We start from the raw sequence: 15,980 nt of genomic DNA, 5'->3' as shown, positions 1-15,980 counted from the left end.
AAAGAAAGAAAATGATTAAATCACTCATCATAGGAATTGGATTAACCGTAACCATTGTACTGGCTTGGGCGCTTGTACAAACCTTGTGGAAAAATGTATTTCGGGAGGAATACTCCGAAGATGATGTTTTGGCCGGTCGAAGAAGCTGCTCAAATTGTGGATGTACCGGCTTTTGCGAAAGAAAAGATGGAGGGAAAAGTGAGACAAAAAAAGTGCTTTAAATTACATAATCAATTGATTATCAAAAATAATACACATAACAACTATAATTAAAGAACATGGCACATTTATCAGATTTTGATACCGAAAAACGGTATAAGGCGGTCGTAAAAAATACAGTGCGGCTAACACCACCGGACACCGATGAAGTGCGTGAAATCGTACTTGAAGTAAAAAACCCGGAATTTGACTGCGAAGTAGATCAAAGTTTCGGCGTATTGGTAAAATCCAATGGAGAATTTGGAAACACATTGCACCATAGGCTTTATAGCGTGGCCGATTTACCAAAACATGTTAAGGGAAACCCACAACTCACCATGTTGGTGAAACGCTGCTCATATGTTGATGAGTTCAGTGGAGAAGAATATGAGGGTATTTCTTCCAATTATTTATGTGATAGAAAAAAAGGCGATGAGATTACAGTTACCGGTCCCTTTCAATTGCCCTTTAGGGTGCCAGAGGACAAGACTGCTAATTTAATACTCATTGGAATGGGCACAGGTATTGCCCCCTTTCGAGCTTTTATCAAGCACATATATAAAAACGTGAAAGATTGGGAAGGAAAAATCCGTTTGTTTTATGGAGCACGTAGCGGTTTGGAATTACTGTACTTGAACGACAAGGATGGAGACCTTACCAATTATTATGACGAGGATACATTTGAAGCTTTTCATGCATTGAGTCCAAGACCCTATTGGGCCGATCCCATTGAACTGGAAAAAGCACTTGAGGGACAAACCAAAGAACTGAAAGAATTGCTTTCCAAGTCCAATACGTATATCTACGTTGCCGGATATGAAAAAATCTTGGACAAACTCAACAAAGCATTTTCCAAAATTTTGGGTTCAGAAGAAGCATGGCGACTTCGTAAAGCTGAATTGATTGCTGGTAGAAAATGGGCCGAAATTATTTTTTAATCTGTGTTGAGGAAAAAGGAATTCGTTTTTCTAATTAATTCGTGAATTGATATGTCTATCATTATTGCAGTGGCCGCACTCGGAGGGTTAACCTTACTTCTTGCAATTATGCTGATTGTTGCAAACAAGAAGCTCTTTGTATATGAAGACCCCCGTATTGATAAGGTGGAAGACATGTTGCCCCATGCCAATTGTGGGGCTTGCGGGTTCCCGGGCTGCAGACCTTTTGCCGAAGCATTGGTTCACGGAAAAGCCTTACCAGGAAAATGTACGGTCAGTACAGATGAAGGCAGGCAATCCATAGCCAATTTTCTCGGGGTGGATATGGGAACGGAAGAAAAAAAAGTCGCACGTCTCGCTTGTGCCGGTGGGACGAATGTGGCTATCAACCGTGCCCAATATGTGGGTGTTCAAAGCTGTCAGGCAGCGGCCTTGGTATCCGGTGGTGGCAAAGGTTGTTTCTGGGGATGTCTGGGGCATGGTGATTGTGAAGTTGTATGTGATTTTGATGCCATCACCATGAACGAACATGGTCTGCCCATTGTAGACCAAGAGAAATGTACCGCCTGTGGTGATTGTGTGGAAGCTTGTCCCAAAGATTTATTTTCCTTGCAACCTGTTAGTCATCACCTATGGGTGGCATGCAAAAACCTTGAACACGGTGAGGCCGTTCTTGAGGATTGCCAAGTGGGCTGTACGGCCTGTGGTAAATGTGCTATGGATGCCCCTAGCGATTTGATTACGATGAAAAGTAATTTACCTGTTATCAATTATGCTGAAAATCATAATACCCAAGTGCCTATTCAAAGATGCCCAACCGGAGCCATTGTATGGCTAGATGATGACGGAGTAGTCATCAAAGGGAAAGAAAGCAAGAAAATTATTCGCAAGGGCAGTAGGTCAATGGGAAGTTCGTAGTGCAATTATAAAGCTTACTATTATATTGATTTTTCAAATAATTACCCTAACTGCTGATTAAACCTGAATCTTCTGCAAGCACTGCAAATCATTGATTAACTTCTAGTTTTACTGAAAAAAACAATCTTTCTATTAAAAATTTAATTGCTCCAAGGTTGCATAAGGCCGCCTTTTATTTGGTAATAATGGAATAACCTATACAAGCAACACTCAGTAATGGAATATAAATTTTAAATAAAGACCTATTTCTAGGTAGGGGTTTTGAAATGTGAGTTGTTTTAAATGAAACCTCAATAATTCAAATCTTTAACCCCATTATAAATGAACTTATCTAAAAAAGGGCTTATCATTATCTTTATAATGATGGGATCTGTAGTCCGTTCCCAAGACCTAACAGAAAATTTAAAGGTCTGGTCCGGAATCGGCCTGAAATATGGAATCACAGAAAAACTTGACGCAATATTCGGCCAAATGTTCAGCTACAATGTTAATCCAGCTGGATATAGTTTTTCTCAGACCAAATTAGCTTTAAAATACAAGATAAAAAGAAGGACCTATGTAGAAGCCGGCTATGTAAATGGCTTGTTCAATGATTCTAGGTCATTAAGGGAACAAGGAGTCAATACCCTTATGTTTGGAAAATTGGCAATTGGACGTGTTTATGGAAATTTTTCCTATAGGCATGATATTGTGAAAAGACTTTCACTAAGGCATGAACCGGAGATACAATACTTCTTCAATTCGTTGGAGAAATACCAAGTCCGAGGACTCTATGCAGCAAGGTTGATCTATAATGTGAGAAGATCCAGTTTGTCCCCCTATTTAGAAAATCAATTTTTCTATTACGCTGGAGGCGATATAAGCAGTGGTATAAAACGATATCGCCTAAAGCCGGGTGTAAACTTTAGACCGTTCGAAGATTTTCCAATGGGAGTCACTATCTATTATATCATTCAAAAAGAGTTCAACACAGATTTCTTACCCGAAAACAATTACAATGTTTTGGGATTCCATCTTTCATTCACCTTAAAATAACCTTTGATTATGAAACTTCATAAAATAAAACCTTCCAACTTTAAGAAAACAATTATTTGTAGAAATGTCTCCAGTACATTGGTCAATAAATCCATTAAACGAACTCATCTTCCAAAAGCTGGAGATGTGGCTATATTTCGAATAAAGGAAGTAGGCAAACATACCCGTGTGCAAACCGTAAACGGTAACAACAGATATATTCTTCCCGGAGATCTGATTATGGCAACATTCGGAAATAGATATGCAACAGAACAACTTGAGGGTTATTTACCTACAGAATACTGTACAAACTATCAAATACTTGGTCAAGGGGGTGTTATAGGGACAATGGCCTCCATTCACAGTAAATTCGAGTTGGTTGGTCCAACTACGGTAAGCTTGGTCGGCTATGTTGTGGATGAAACAGGTCAAGTGATCAACACAAAATACTTGAACCATGAGGCGCCTTTGGAACTTATTTCTCCATCCAAAACGCAGGCACCGAAAGTAATTCTTTCCCTTGGGACCGGTATGGATAGTGGAAAAACCACCTCCGCCGCCTTTTTAACGAGAGGTCTTAAACTGGCAAAGAAGAAAGTGGCCTATATTAAGCTAACAGGTACTGCCTATACAAAGGATAGGGCCATGGTAAGGGATTATGGAGCTAAAATGTCTCTGGATTTTTCAGATTTCGGGTTTCCTTCTACATATATGTGTTCTACCCGAGAGCTTTTGATTTTATACAAATACTTGTTCGACAAAGCAAAAAGCATTGCTCCTGATGTGATCGTTGTTGAAATAGCTGATGGGTTATTGCAAAGGGAAACTTCCGCATTGCTCAATGATAGTGTTTTTGCCCAAAATGTTTTTGGAGTGTTGTTTTCGGCAACTGATAGTATGAGTGCCATCTCTGGCGCCAATATGCTGAAAGAACTTAATTATAATGTCATTGGGGTTACAGGACTTTTCACTACCAGCCCTTTGATGGTTGATGAAGTAAGGAATGCGTCTGATTACAAAGTTTTGTTAGGAGATGAATTAATGTCAAAAGAAATAATCGATACTTTAGAGCAAAGTAAAAAAACAGAAGTTTTTGAAAACAAAATGGCGGCTAATAACGGAATTTGCTAAAACCAACAGTTACTTGTTCCTGGCCACTTTTTTAAGTGGTCTTTTATACAATGTACTCACACTGTTGATTCCAATAAGTATTGGGAGGTTCTACGAATTCAATTTTGGTTTTTCCTCACACCGATTACAGATTATTAAATCGGTTCCGTTTATCAATACTCAAGTTTTTACGGAATTTCTGATTTTCTTTTTCTGCATTGTGGGCATCCGCTTTGTGTTCGAATACATCAATAAATACCTTATTGCTCTTATCTGTGAAAAATTTGCAAAGAATCTACGGGAAAAATTATTTGCCCATCAGTTACAGGTTGCCACAGAAGTTTATGATCAAAAGGGTATTGGAAAATATTTGCTACGGTACAGCGGTGATTTAAAAAGTATCCAGAATTATATTTCCAGAGGGTTGTTACGATTCCTGCAGGATGTATTTTTGATCGCCATTCTTTTGGTTGCCATTGCTTATATAGATATTAACTTAGGGCTTATCTTAAGCGGGTCGATCATTATATTCTCGCTCATCCTGTTCTTTATCAATAAATTGCTGTACACAATTTCCGTGAAGCGCAGAAATAAACGATCCCAAATATTGTCCTTTATCAATACCCGCTTAAGGGGTATTCACACCATAAAGGCTTTCAATAAATATACGCCCGAAGAAAAAAGGTATAGAAAGCGCTCCGGTGAACTTTTGGAAATAGGAAAGAAATATCAAAAAGTGGCCAGTTCCATACAGGCGCTCATTCCTGCTTTGACATATGTTATGCTCGGTATTTTAATGTCCTATGTGTATTATTCGAATAACGCCAAAGATAGCACTGTGGATCAATCGGTGTTATTGATATTAATCCTTTTAATAATTTCTTTCCTTCCTATATTTAGAAGGATTTTGCGCGTGAGCATTGTTTGGAAATTAGGAAATATTTCCTTTGAAAAACTGATTAAAATACTTTCCCTCAAGGCAGAAAACTCCTTGGACTTTCAAAATCTGGAACTGGAAAACAAGCGAATAGCCTTCAAGGATATTACATTTAGTTACCCCAACTCCGATCGAGAAGTATTTAAAAACACTTCTTTTACAATAGAACCAAAGAACACAACTGCTATCATTGGCAACTCAGGAGCGGGCAAAAGTGCTTTTGTGGGTCTTTTACTTAAGATGTACCCTCCAAAAAAAGGAAATATAACCTATGGAAAAAATACCATAGACCAACTATCCGAAAAGTCTATCCGTAAGAATATTGCCGTTATTTCCAAAGATTTTCCACTTTATGGAAAAGATGTTTATGAAGCTATTGTCTATTCCAGAAAAAAGCATAAAAAGCATAAGTCAGTGGCTCTTTTAAAGGACCTTCAGCAGTTTGAACATCCAAAAGATGTTTTGACCCTTGATGATAGAATTGGAGACTTGGGAAATATTTTGACAGGCAGTCAAAAGAAAATATTGATGTATTGCCGTGCACTATTGACCAACAAACCAATATTGCTAATTGATGAACCTTTTGAAGAATTAAACCCTGAGACTGAGGACTACATAAAATCCCTGTTGAATGGGATGAAGGGTAAAAAAACCATAATAATACTGGATAAAAACCCGATTGATGGATTGGATACGGATAACAGCTATTTTATAAAGGAAAATCAATTTATCAAGCAGCTTTAAAACTTCACCAAGTTTGGGTTACTCCGATAACGATGTAAATTGGACTCCCCTCATTTTGGGCACCTTGAGGTGACTAAGCATGCATAATTAAGAAAAAACCTATCCATATGAAGTCTTTTAAAAACTCCATCGAATCCTAAAAAAAATATTATGTCCCAAAGATCGGTACTTCTCGAATTCAAAAAAGGATTGGGAAATTAGATCCATTTCCCAGTTAGTGGCAAGGGAATACGTAAATGTAGGTATTGCTATGACCGAATGATTGGTTGGGGAATATACGGCACCAAACGACGCCGAAAGGATTGGGGAGAACTCCTTGACCAATTGCAAATAACTGGAAAACTCAAAGGGCATTAAATCTTTGGCCGTGATTTCACTCAGGGTCAGATTTTCAACACCGCCCTCAAAATCGGAGGCACTTTCATTATACAGTGCCGATCCATACAGGTAAAGTCCATTTTTAAAACCATAATCAAGAGATATCGAAGCACTCCAAATATTATTGGGTTCCATGTAATCCTTGCGTGGCACAAAATAGGACACCTCGCCCTTGAACCCCATGTTTTTCAGGTTGCCCGACCATCCAGTCCCCATTACCCAATCGTTCTGATAGATACCGCCAATCAATTGAAAATCATAAGACCATTTATTAAAACCGTACAAAAGGGCAATGATATGGTCATCCTTTAACCTACCTTTTTTGGCGGCCAGTTCCACTTTACTAAAACCACCGGTATAGTACTGGATTCGTATCGCATCACTTCCAGGACGCTCTTCATAATCAAAATCTAGAAAATTATAGGTGTTGAAAATATCGTTTGGGTTCCAAATCAAGTTCCGTCCCCAATTAACCCTTTGCCTTCCCACTGTAATATCCCAATCTCCTTTACTATACTTAATGGATGCCCTATCGATTGTTGAAGTAAATAGCATATGCTCCGATTCTCCCAAATTCCAGGTCAGGTCAACCCATCCATTATCCATTCCCATTAGGTCGGAAAACCTAGGAATATTCGACACTGCATCACCGTAAAAAATTCGGTTTCGAAATTCCAATCGCATAGTAATGCTCTTTGAGGGAGCATAGGCAAAATTCAGCCTATTATGTACCAATGTGGTCCATTGTAGTTGGTCCAAGTTATCCACAAACTGTATTTGGTGGAGGTTTTTGACATACCCGCTTAGCATCAGTTTATGTTCTTTTTCCTGTCCCAACATCCAAATGGGCATGAGCAGTACAATAATGAAGCCTATGATCGGTGAAAGTTTCATGATGCTCAAGTAGGAGTTTGCACAACATCAGAATCCACCTTACCATCAACCAAAGTAATTACTCTTCTGGCTTTTTCAATTACTCTTTGGTCGTGAGTGGAAAACAGGAAGGTGATTTTTTCCTCTTGGTTCAATTTGGCCATGATGTCCATTAAATTACCTGCTGATTTTGAATCCAGATTGGCCGTTGGCTCGTCGGCCAAAATTATTTTGGGCTTGGAAGCCAAGGCCCGGGCCACCGCGACCCTTTGTTGTTGTCCTCCTGAAAGTTCTCCCGGTCTACTATTGACCTTCTCCTCCAGACCTACTTCCCGAAGCAGTTCCAAGACCCTTTTTTCCCTATCTTTTTTGGGGACTTTTTGCAATTGGAGCACAAATCCAATGTTTTCCCTAGAAGTAAGCACAGGTATCAGGTTAAAGGACTGAAATACAAAACCAATATTTTGAAGCCTAAAATCAATCATTTTGTTTTCTGATAGTTTAGTAATTTCCACGCCATCTACAAACACGGTTCCCGAAGTGGGCTCGTCAAGGCCACCTATCATGTTCAAAAGGGTGGATTTACCAGAGCCTGATGGCCCCACCAAAGCAACAAATTCTCCTTCTTCTATATGGAGATGCACATCTTGTAATGCCTTTACAGGAACCATTGTTTCTTTATATGTCTTACTAACGTTATGTGCATCAATGATTGTTTTTCCCATGGTGCTAGATTTTTCGAATTGATTCTGCAGGATTTAATTGCAAAGCCCTGTACGCAGGGTATATGGCCGATAACAGTGCTGTAATCAGACACATAATAGCCACTATCCAATAGATTTGATTATCCAATTCAGGATAGATGATGGAACTAAAACCGTAACTGGCCAATCCTTCGGAGAATATGGCGATGTTGATACCGTAGGTTCCTAGAATAAGAATACTCAACCATCCGATAAAAAGTCCAAGGGGGCATCCGATCAATGTCAGAAAAAAGGTTTCCAACATAATCATGGAAAATATCTTTCTCTTGTTGAATCCAATGGCCATCAGCATGCCCAGTTCCCTAATTCGTTCCAAAACGGACATGAGCATGGTATTCACAATACCAAAAGTGAGGGCTAAAAGAATAATGCCAGTAATGATATAGGTGTATAGATTGAAAGATTCTATTACCATCTCCAGATGAGGGGAAAGGTCCTTCCAATCTTCCACCTTTCCACTAGGAACCAACTGTTGAACACCAGATTTATAGCTTTCCAATGCTGCTTCATCTTTCAATAAAATGGCCAATTCATTACTTTCTGAAGGCTGTAAATCCAGGAGTTTGTCCAAGGATTGTTTTTGAACATAGACATTAACTTCATCCAAGGAAAGGTTCTTGGATTTATAGATTCCACCAACTCGAAATGCGGCAGAAACTATATTGGAATGGATATCCGTGAAAGTAACCACCACCTTACTCCGTAATTTAATCTTGAGTTTTTTGGTCAGTTTTTCTCCTATAAAGATTTCATTGCCTTTTCCCGAAGCAAAGTAATCTCCCTCTATCAAATTTTCATTTAGGCCAATCTGTTTTATTTCAGCTTTTGGGGATATGCCATAAATTGTGACACCAGCAACGGTTGTAGGGGATGTAATCATCCCTTGGGTAATGGAGCGTGCACTTGCGGCTTGAACCAGGTCTTCTTTTTGAAGTATTGAAAGAATGGAATCGGAATTTTTGATGACATATTTGGATTCCTGTTGATTGGTAAATTCAGGATGGTGTATCTGGATATGGGATAGTTGCCTGTTTACAGATTCATCAATGTTGTTTTTGTAAAGCCCCCAAGCAAAGGCCAAAATGAATACGCTGGCCCACAGACCAATTACAATGGAGCCAATCACCACAAAACTTCGTGTTTTGTTGCGCCAAATGTTCCGCCAAGCTATTTGAACCAACATAATCAACTATTTATGGCATCTACAGGCTTAAGCCTTAATATTTTAAATCCAGGGTAAAGGGCCAATAGGATGGCCAATACCAATATAATCAAGGTTTGAGTAATGAAAATTCGGATATGACCCGAAAAATAAATAATGGGCTCAAAACCATAATCTTCATAAACCTCCCTTAGCGATCCACTAAATTGGACAGGGTTTTCCGTGAACAAATGAACAATCAATATGCCCGCTAACACACCCATCAAACAGCCCATCAATGAAATCATGATCGATTCCAACAGTACTACATAGGCCAATAGACGTTTTTTCATGCCGATGGCAATCAGAATACCAAATTCCCGATTTCGTTCAAAGGTCATCATCAATAAAGTACCAAACAATCCAAAGGATATGATGAAGTAGAGAATTCCAATGATAATATAATGCCCCGCACTGTCCGCTTCAATAAACTGATCCATCTCAGGCATCATTTGTTTCCATGTCATCACTTCATAAGCCTCAATGTCAATGGTATTTTCTACCGCTCTTTTGGAACTTTCCAAATCCGAAGTTTTACCGAGCATAATGGACAATGATGTCAATCGGTTTTCTGCACCGTACAGATATTGCGATGCCTGCAATGGCATGTAGATGACATTACTGTTCAGCTCGGGAGACCCCAGCTTTAAAATACCATCGATTTTGAATTTACCCGCGGCACTGCTTGCGTGGTACCCTTGTCCAATCAAAACAAGAGTGTCGTTTACCTTGGTGTTAAGTTGTTCTGCCAACCCACTGCCAATAAGGATATGGTCCACATTGTTACTTTCAAAATATTGCCCTTCAATAATCTTTTCATTGAGGCGGTTTACTTCTTTTTCACTCACAGGATCTATCCCCAATACCATCACTCCTTTGGTTTTATCGGCAAACGATGACAGGGCAAAGGTTTCCAACCGAGGCATAAGGTAGGTGATCTTGGGATTGTTAAGTAATTTTTTAGAAAGCTGTTCATCGGCTTCAAAAGAGTTGTCTATCGATTGTTCATCCCAATAGCCTTTCTTATGGATTTGAAGATAACCGGATGAGTAGCTGACCACATTATGAATCATGTTTTCATAAACTCCATCGGTAACCGAGCGAAAGGTAATGGCCAAAAGCACGGCAAAGAAAACTGAGGCAACGGTAATCAATGTTCTTCGCCTGTTGCGCCAAATATTCAACCATGCCAATTTTAGGAACATCATTTCAATTGCATCATGTTTCGTGTAGTGAAAAAACTGTCGGGAATCTCCTTATCATATAGGAGATGATTGTACCTGATCACGGTTTTGTAGCCTTCTTTATCAGTAGGAATCATTTCTATCCGTGTGGTCACTTTTCTTGAACCAAAGATTTTGACATCACTTGAATTCATGATGTTGACCAGTTCACCGTCTTCATCATAAAATTCCGCCTTGATCTGAAGAAAATCCTGGGTATCTATCCATACGATTACCTTTTCCCAAACAATGGCAGCTGAAGGTTTCGGTATCATTTCAATTTTGTAGCATTCTTTGCCTTCAATAGATTCCTTGGCCATATGTTTATGATCATAGTCTTTGACCGATGAGGCTTCCTTAACCAAATCATCATTGGTAAAGTCGGTGCCCATCCAACTCTGGGACATCATCGAAGGAGGCAGTTTAATGGTACGTTCAATGGCTGGTATCCAGTTCCAAACTTCTTTTGTGCGTTTAAGAAAAATAATACCCTTTTCCTTGGCAGGAGCCTGTACAAGAATCAAGGTATAGTCATCCCCTTTGGTCCAAGCTTTCATTTCCATTTCCCTTTGCCAGGATGGACGTATAATTTGGATGGTAATATCTGCTTGGGACGTATTCCCCCTAATATTGTCATCAGCCCTTTTAACAATCTCCTTCGCGGATAAATCTTGAGTGGGCTTTATGGCAGCAAGAAGCAAAATACTCAGGCCAAAAGCTAAATATCGAACCAAAGTCAGAGCTATTTTCATAGTTTGAAACTAGCTCAATAAATAGCCTTAGACAATGATATAAATCACTGAATCAATCCGACTAACAATCGCTTTTTGAACAGAAACATGGTAAACCAAGAAAAAGGGACCTTTATAACCTTGTTGCACACTACAACTGAGAATATGAAAGTGGCTTTAAAAATACCCGGATGATATTGTTCATGGCATTTGCATATTCTTCCATATTTGAGATTCGCTTCCATTCCGGGTGCGGACCAAACTTGCCCCATGCTTCCGTGTGGGCTTCCTTATCTTTAAATGCCAACATATAGGTGAGGCATGGCATATTGTTCCCAGCAATGTTAGATCCAAAAAATACAGTGGGAAGGCCAACATCTTCAAAAATGCCAAATTCACTGTCATTGAACATTTTCACTTTTCTTCTTAGGGCATCCTCATTGTAACTTTCGTAAATTCTAAGCTCAAAAAAGTTCGCATCATCCATCGGCTTCTGAAGGTTAGGGAAACCAGTGGTGGATTTAATAAGATCAGTGGTAATTCTACTGTACGGAATCAAGTCTTCGGATATTTTAAGGTATGGGCTTGCATCCTCTATATATTTTTCGTCCTGAATCAATAACTCGTTGCTTTTTTGAAACTCAGCTATGTTATTATAAGGAATAACCACATATAGTTTTTTGGGCAAACGTTCTCCTACCTCTTCAAACACCCCAATATTTTTCACTCCTTGTCGATTCATGGCTGGAATGAACGCTTCTTTTAAATAATCATGAAGCACCTGTTCCGGTCTACCAAACTCCAATTCATAGGTTCTTAGTTCATAAACCTGTTCCTGTGCTACCAAGTGAAAGTGCAGCATCAATATAAAAAGTATGGACAAAACTCTTTTCATCATTTTAATTGTTTAGTTAGCTTTTATAATACCATGATCAATGGCATGTTATACCATTTATACTTTTCCTGCGAGGATATTTTCAATCGCACTCAACTCCCCATCGTCAAATCCCGGTTTTTGCAAAGCCTGTAACGAGTCCTCCAGTTGCTCGGGCTTACTGACCCCTAATAAGACAGATGTAACCCTTGGGTCTCGCTTTACCCATGATAGTGCCATTTGGGCCAGGGTCTGACCCCTATCGTTTGCCACTTTATTCAATCTTGCTACAATTTCCAGTTTTTCGGGGGTGATTTGGTCAACTTCCAAAGCGCCGTTCCCACGTCCGGAGGCAGCTCTTGATGATTCTGGGATTCCGTGAAGATATTTGTTGGTCAACAAACCTTGCTCCAAGGGTGAAAACACAATACTTCCAACGCCTTCTTCCCCTAATACATCCAACAATCCATCTTCTATCCACCTATCGAACATGGAATAACGGGGTTGATGAATCAAACATGGGGTTCCCATTTCTTTTAGCATTTTTATGGCAGCCTTTGTCTCCTCCGCATTGTAGCTGGATATTCCAACATAAAGTGCTTTCCCTTGTCGAACTATTAAATCCAAAGCGCCCATGGTTTCCTCTAAAGGTGTGGATGGGTCCGGGCGGTGGTGATAGTAAATATCAACATAATCCAGCCCCATTCTTTTTAGACTCTGGTCCAAACTGGAAACCAAGTATTTTTTGGAACCAAAATCACCATAAGGACCATCCCACATCTTCCATCCTGCTTTGGTGCTCACAATTATTTCATCCCGGTATTGGGCCAAATCAGATTTTAGTATTTTACCAAAAGTAGATTCGGCCGAACCAGGTGGGGGACCATAATTATTTGCAAGATCAAAATGGGTAATTCCGGCATCGAATGCATTGCGCACTATTGTACGGGCGGTATGAAAATTATCCATCTCACCAAAATTATGCCAAAGGCCAAGTGAAAAAGCAGGTAGCAACAAACCGCTATCGCCACAGCGATTGTAGGTCATTTCGTTATATCTATTCTTGTTTGGTCGGTAATTCATAAGTGGTTAAATTAAGGTTCATTTCATTGCATCTCCCATAAATAGAACAACTTTAGGATATGGGCTATTTATGTTTAACACCAAATTCTCTAGTGCCCGATTTATTAAAAACATGATATCAACTATTCAATACATGTTTTTTCAAAATTCTTTGATACATTGTCGAAACAAATTTATTGGGTTTTTCACCCCTTTTCATTGAACTAGGACAAGAAATCACCATTACAGTCCCGATACCGATTTATGAAAAATGAATTGAAAAAATACTTGGAACGTTTTATTAAATTATCTGATAATGAAGCGGAGATGGCATTGGAGTTTTTTGAATATCAAAAATTTCCAAAAAACACACTCATTTTGCGCTCGGGAGACATCTGTAATTTTGAAGCCTACATTAAGCAAGGTTGTGCCCGGGAATTTTTCACAGATCATAAGGGAAACGAACACACGGTTGAATTTGCCATTGAAGATTGGTGGATTAGTGAAATTAATAGTTTTGAAAAACAGGTGCCCAGCCAAGTAAGTATCGAGACCCTGGAGGAAACTGAAATGTTGATGTTATCCCTAGAGTCAAAAAAACAACTGCTCCAAGCAATTCCGGCCTTAGAACGGATGTTCAGAATTATGATGCAACGCCATGTGCATGCCCTTAAAAAACGATTGCTTCAAAATATGTCCAGAAATGCCATGGAAAGATATCAAATGTTCCTGGAACAATATCCTACAGTTGTACAGCGGGTCCCGCAATATCACATAGCGTCCTATTTGGGAATCTCCCAAGAATTCTTGAGCAAATTGAGAAAGAGAAACATGGATTTGTAAAAAAAAGAAACGGCATTGATAATAAGGAATTTGAAAGAACAAGAAGAAACTCTACGAGATGGAGTAATTCACATAATTAAGAAAAATCAGATAAATGCCATATATGGTTATTGACATTTTTTTAATAGTTAACAGTAAATGAAACAAATGAGTATTCCCACTGATATTCACTAATTCATACATCTATAGTTTATGGTAAACCTCATCAAAAGGTACCCTGCACCGCTCGCCCCAAATACCTGAACTTCCTTTCCTGATTCCTACGGAGACCACCATGTTTATCTCGGCACCACGTGGTAATTTCAAAAGTCTCTTGACCAGTTTACTGTCAAACCCTTCCAATGGACAGGTATCATATCCCTCATTTGCCATTGCAATCATAAATGTCTGCGCGGCCAACGCACATGATTTATGGACCACAACACGCATATCACTTTCAGATACTTCCCTGGTTATGGGGCGAAAAAGACCTATCGCCTTGGTCAATATAACCCTAAATAACCCCACAATACCAAAAAATCTTGTATACAATAGTGGCATTATTCTACCATAATATAACTCCCTACTCTTTATTCGTTTCTCCTGCCGATCTTCAGGACTGTTGCGTTGAATGTTTCCCTTTTCAAATTCAAGAACAAATTTTAAGCGTTTTTTATACAAATCCTGTCGGGTAACAAATATAACGGCCTCAGATGCTGTAGAAACAGCCGTTTGACCCAAACAAGCTTTGGAGAGCTTTGTTAAAGTATCCGGTTCTGTAACATGGTAAAACTCCCACAATTGCATATTGGAACTATTGGGCGCCAATGTCGCCAGATCCAAACCATGTTTTACTTTTCTAGTATCGACTTTTTTAGCTTTATCATAAACTCTAACCGAACGTCTGTAATTTAAAATACCTTCCAAGTCCATAGTAATCAATTTACCTTTTTAAAGTTTTGTCGCATCTAAGTTATCTTTTTAAAACAAAAACAATGATGAAGGCTATCAATAAGCCAGTAATACCGAAAGTGAATCGCTGTTGATTGAGGTTTACATCAAGGTTGGAAAATCGAAGAATTCAAAGTCAGTGGGACAAGAAGGCTCTAGAAAAACCGAATATTCATATTACAATGGAAAAAACTCCTCTACATCCTCTTTTCCCTTGATCAAATCTAGAATGGTCGTGTTCTCAAGGACTTTAATGAATTTTGACTTATTGGACCCTACAAGTTTATGAAGTACACAAGGATTATCCATATTACAATTTCGAATACCCATTACACATGAATTGACCCTTTTCTCACCATCAATGACTTTCACGATTTCCATAAGCGTACGTTTACGGTCTTCTTCACTTAAGTAAAAACCGCCCTTGGGGCCCCTAGTGGATGAAATGATATCATGGCGGGAAAGTTCCTGTAACAATTTTGCCAAATAGGCTTCCGGCACATGTACTCTCTCATAAATATCCCGGACCAATATTTTATGATCTGTATTGGAGTTCAATGCTAGATAAAGAACTCCTTTTATGGCATATTTGAAAGAATTGGAGAGCATAGTCAAAAATGTCAAACAAAGATTAAAAGACATTTTTATCCTTTTTATGATTAATATCATGTTATACCTATTTGTCCCTATATACATTTGAATCAAATTTTAAACCATTTAACACATGAAGACGATAATAAAAGGAATGGCCCTGCTCTTTGCCATGATCATGATAGGATGTGGAGGGAAGAATGAAGAGAAAAAAGAGGAAGGCTTTAGCGTACAACGTAAAAAGGCTGCCACAGAACAACCTGTAGAGACCAACACGACCAACGAGGTAAAGGCTTCTGAACGTGTGGACATGACCACGATAGGGGTAGGTCCGATCAAATCCGTTGAATTGGAGCCGGATATTGATCAAGCCATGGTTACAAATGGAAAAGAGGTCTATGACCAAATGTGCTTGGCTTGCCATAGAATTGGTAAAAAATTCATCGGTCCCCCTCCCAATGGAATATTGGAAAGAAGAACTCCAGAGTGGGTCATGAACATGATTTTGAACCCCCAAGAAATGGTGCAACAAGATTCCTTGGCCAAAGATCTGCTTCAAGAATTCAACGGATCGCCTATGTCCAACCAAGGGTTGACCGAAGATCAGGCAAGAGCTATTCTCGAATACTTTAGAACCTTAAAATAAATCGT

Annotated in this window: 17 protein-coding genes; 8 read left to right on the top strand and 9 right to left on the bottom strand. The window is 39.1% G+C overall.

The features are described from left to right. The first annotated feature begins 11 nt into the window (after positions 1–11). The 6 genes from D2V08_RS14970 to D2V08_RS14945 all read left to right on the top strand — a co-directional run bounded on the left by D2V08_RS14970 (position 12) and on the right by D2V08_RS14945 (position 5,859). Entirely contained in the window at positions 12–221 is a 210-nt protein-coding gene (locus tag D2V08_RS14970) for a hypothetical protein (protein ID WP_100817922.1), read from the top strand. A gap of 57 nt (positions 222–278) precedes the next feature. After that, on the top strand, positions 279–1,136 hold the full coding sequence (locus D2V08_RS14965) for a ferredoxin reductase domain-containing protein (RefSeq protein WP_119609003.1): 858 nt from the start codon (positions 279–281) through the stop codon (positions 1,134–1,136). A 51-nt stretch (positions 1,137–1,187) separates the two neighbouring features. Continuing rightward, the gene (locus D2V08_RS14960; RefSeq protein WP_119609002.1) at positions 1,188–2,054 is read left to right on the top strand and encodes an RnfABCDGE type electron transport complex subunit B; all 867 of its coding nucleotides are present in this window, start codon (positions 1,188–1,190) and stop codon (positions 2,052–2,054) included. A gap of 321 nt (positions 2,055–2,375) precedes the next feature. Next, entirely contained in the window at positions 2,376–3,089 is a 714-nt protein-coding gene (locus tag D2V08_RS14955; protein ID WP_119609000.1) for a hypothetical protein, read from the top strand. A gap of 9 nt (positions 3,090–3,098) precedes the next feature. After that, positions 3,099–4,199 carry a hypothetical protein gene (locus D2V08_RS14950; RefSeq protein ID WP_119608998.1) on the top strand — a complete coding sequence of 367 codons (1,101 nt, stop codon included), beginning with the start codon at positions 3,099–3,101 and terminating at the stop codon, positions 4,197–4,199. Further along, the gene (locus D2V08_RS14945; RefSeq protein ID WP_119608996.1) at positions 4,162–5,859 is read left to right on the top strand and encodes an ABC transporter transmembrane domain-containing protein; all 1,698 of its coding nucleotides are present in this window, start codon (positions 4,162–4,164) and stop codon (positions 5,857–5,859) included. The genes D2V08_RS14950 and D2V08_RS14945 overlap by 38 nt, the downstream gene beginning before the upstream one ends. Before the next feature lie 117 nt (positions 5,860–5,976). Here D2V08_RS14945 and D2V08_RS14940 read toward each other — a convergent pair whose 3' ends face one another. The 7 genes from D2V08_RS14940 to D2V08_RS14910 all read right to left on the bottom strand — a co-directional run bounded on the left by D2V08_RS14940 (position 5,977) and on the right by D2V08_RS14910 (position 12,986). After that, the gene (locus D2V08_RS14940; RefSeq protein ID WP_147374161.1) at positions 5,977–7,131 is read right to left on the bottom strand and encodes a hypothetical protein; all 1,155 of its coding nucleotides are present in this window, start codon (positions 7,129–7,131) and stop codon (positions 5,977–5,979) included. A gap of 5 nt (positions 7,132–7,136) precedes the next feature. Next, a complete protein-coding gene (locus tag D2V08_RS14935; RefSeq protein ID WP_119608992.1) occupies positions 7,137–7,835 on the bottom strand; it encodes an ABC transporter ATP-binding protein in 699 nt (232 codons plus the stop codon). Between the two features lie 4 nt (positions 7,836–7,839). Further along, positions 7,840–9,057 carry an ABC transporter permease gene (locus D2V08_RS14930; protein WP_119608990.1) on the bottom strand — a complete coding sequence of 406 codons (1,218 nt, stop codon included), beginning with the start codon at positions 9,055–9,057 and terminating at the stop codon, positions 7,840–7,842. A gap of 2 nt (positions 9,058–9,059) precedes the next feature. Next, positions 9,060–10,283, bottom strand: coding sequence for an ABC transporter permease (locus tag D2V08_RS14925; protein WP_119608988.1), 1,224 nt, complete (start codon positions 10,281–10,283; stop codon positions 9,060–9,062). Next, the gene (locus D2V08_RS14920) at positions 10,280–11,050 is read right to left on the bottom strand and encodes an outer membrane lipoprotein-sorting protein (RefSeq protein ID WP_119608986.1); all 771 of its coding nucleotides are present in this window, start codon (positions 11,048–11,050) and stop codon (positions 10,280–10,282) included. Before D2V08_RS14920 ends, D2V08_RS14925 begins: the two co-directional genes overlap by 4 nt. A 130-nt stretch (positions 11,051–11,180) precedes the next feature. After that, on the bottom strand, positions 11,181–11,927 hold the full coding sequence (locus D2V08_RS14915; RefSeq protein WP_245980597.1) for an NIPSNAP family protein: 747 nt from the start codon (positions 11,925–11,927) through the stop codon (positions 11,181–11,183). A 54-nt stretch (positions 11,928–11,981) separates the two neighbouring features. Continuing rightward, positions 11,982–12,986 (bottom strand): aldo/keto reductase, encoded by a 1,005-nt coding sequence (locus D2V08_RS14910; protein WP_100817919.1) that lies wholly within the window; start codon positions 12,984–12,986, stop codon positions 11,982–11,984. 243 nt (positions 12,987–13,229) lie between these two features. Between D2V08_RS14910 and D2V08_RS14905 the strand changes: the two genes are divergently transcribed. After that, the gene (locus D2V08_RS14905; RefSeq protein WP_119608985.1) at positions 13,230–13,808 is read left to right on the top strand and encodes a Crp/Fnr family transcriptional regulator; all 579 of its coding nucleotides are present in this window, start codon (positions 13,230–13,232) and stop codon (positions 13,806–13,808) included. Between the two features lie 183 nt (positions 13,809–13,991). On the opposite strand, the gene D2V08_RS14900 is transcribed toward D2V08_RS14905, so the two are convergent. Then, positions 13,992–14,720 (bottom strand): nitroreductase family protein, encoded by a 729-nt coding sequence (locus D2V08_RS14900; protein ID WP_119608983.1) that lies wholly within the window; start codon positions 14,718–14,720, stop codon positions 13,992–13,994. A 195-nt stretch (positions 14,721–14,915) separates the two neighbouring features. Then, the gene (locus tag D2V08_RS14895; protein ID WP_245980596.1) at positions 14,916–15,380 is read right to left on the bottom strand and encodes an RrF2 family transcriptional regulator; all 465 of its coding nucleotides are present in this window, start codon (positions 15,378–15,380) and stop codon (positions 14,916–14,918) included. A gap of 82 nt (positions 15,381–15,462) precedes the next feature. Between D2V08_RS14895 and D2V08_RS14890 the strand changes: the two genes are divergently transcribed. Next, the gene (locus tag D2V08_RS14890) at positions 15,463–15,975 is read left to right on the top strand and encodes a c-type cytochrome (protein WP_119608979.1); all 513 of its coding nucleotides are present in this window, start codon (positions 15,463–15,465) and stop codon (positions 15,973–15,975) included. The last annotated feature ends 5 nt before the right edge of the window (positions 15,976–15,980 follow it).

It is taken from the genome of Flagellimonas lutimaris (assembly GCF_003581615.1).
GTDB lineage: Bacteria > Bacteroidota > Bacteroidia > Flavobacteriales > Flavobacteriaceae > Flagellimonas > Flagellimonas lutimaris.
Note: the sequence above shows the minus strand (reverse complement) of the source record. Positions and strands in the feature narration are given on the sequence as shown.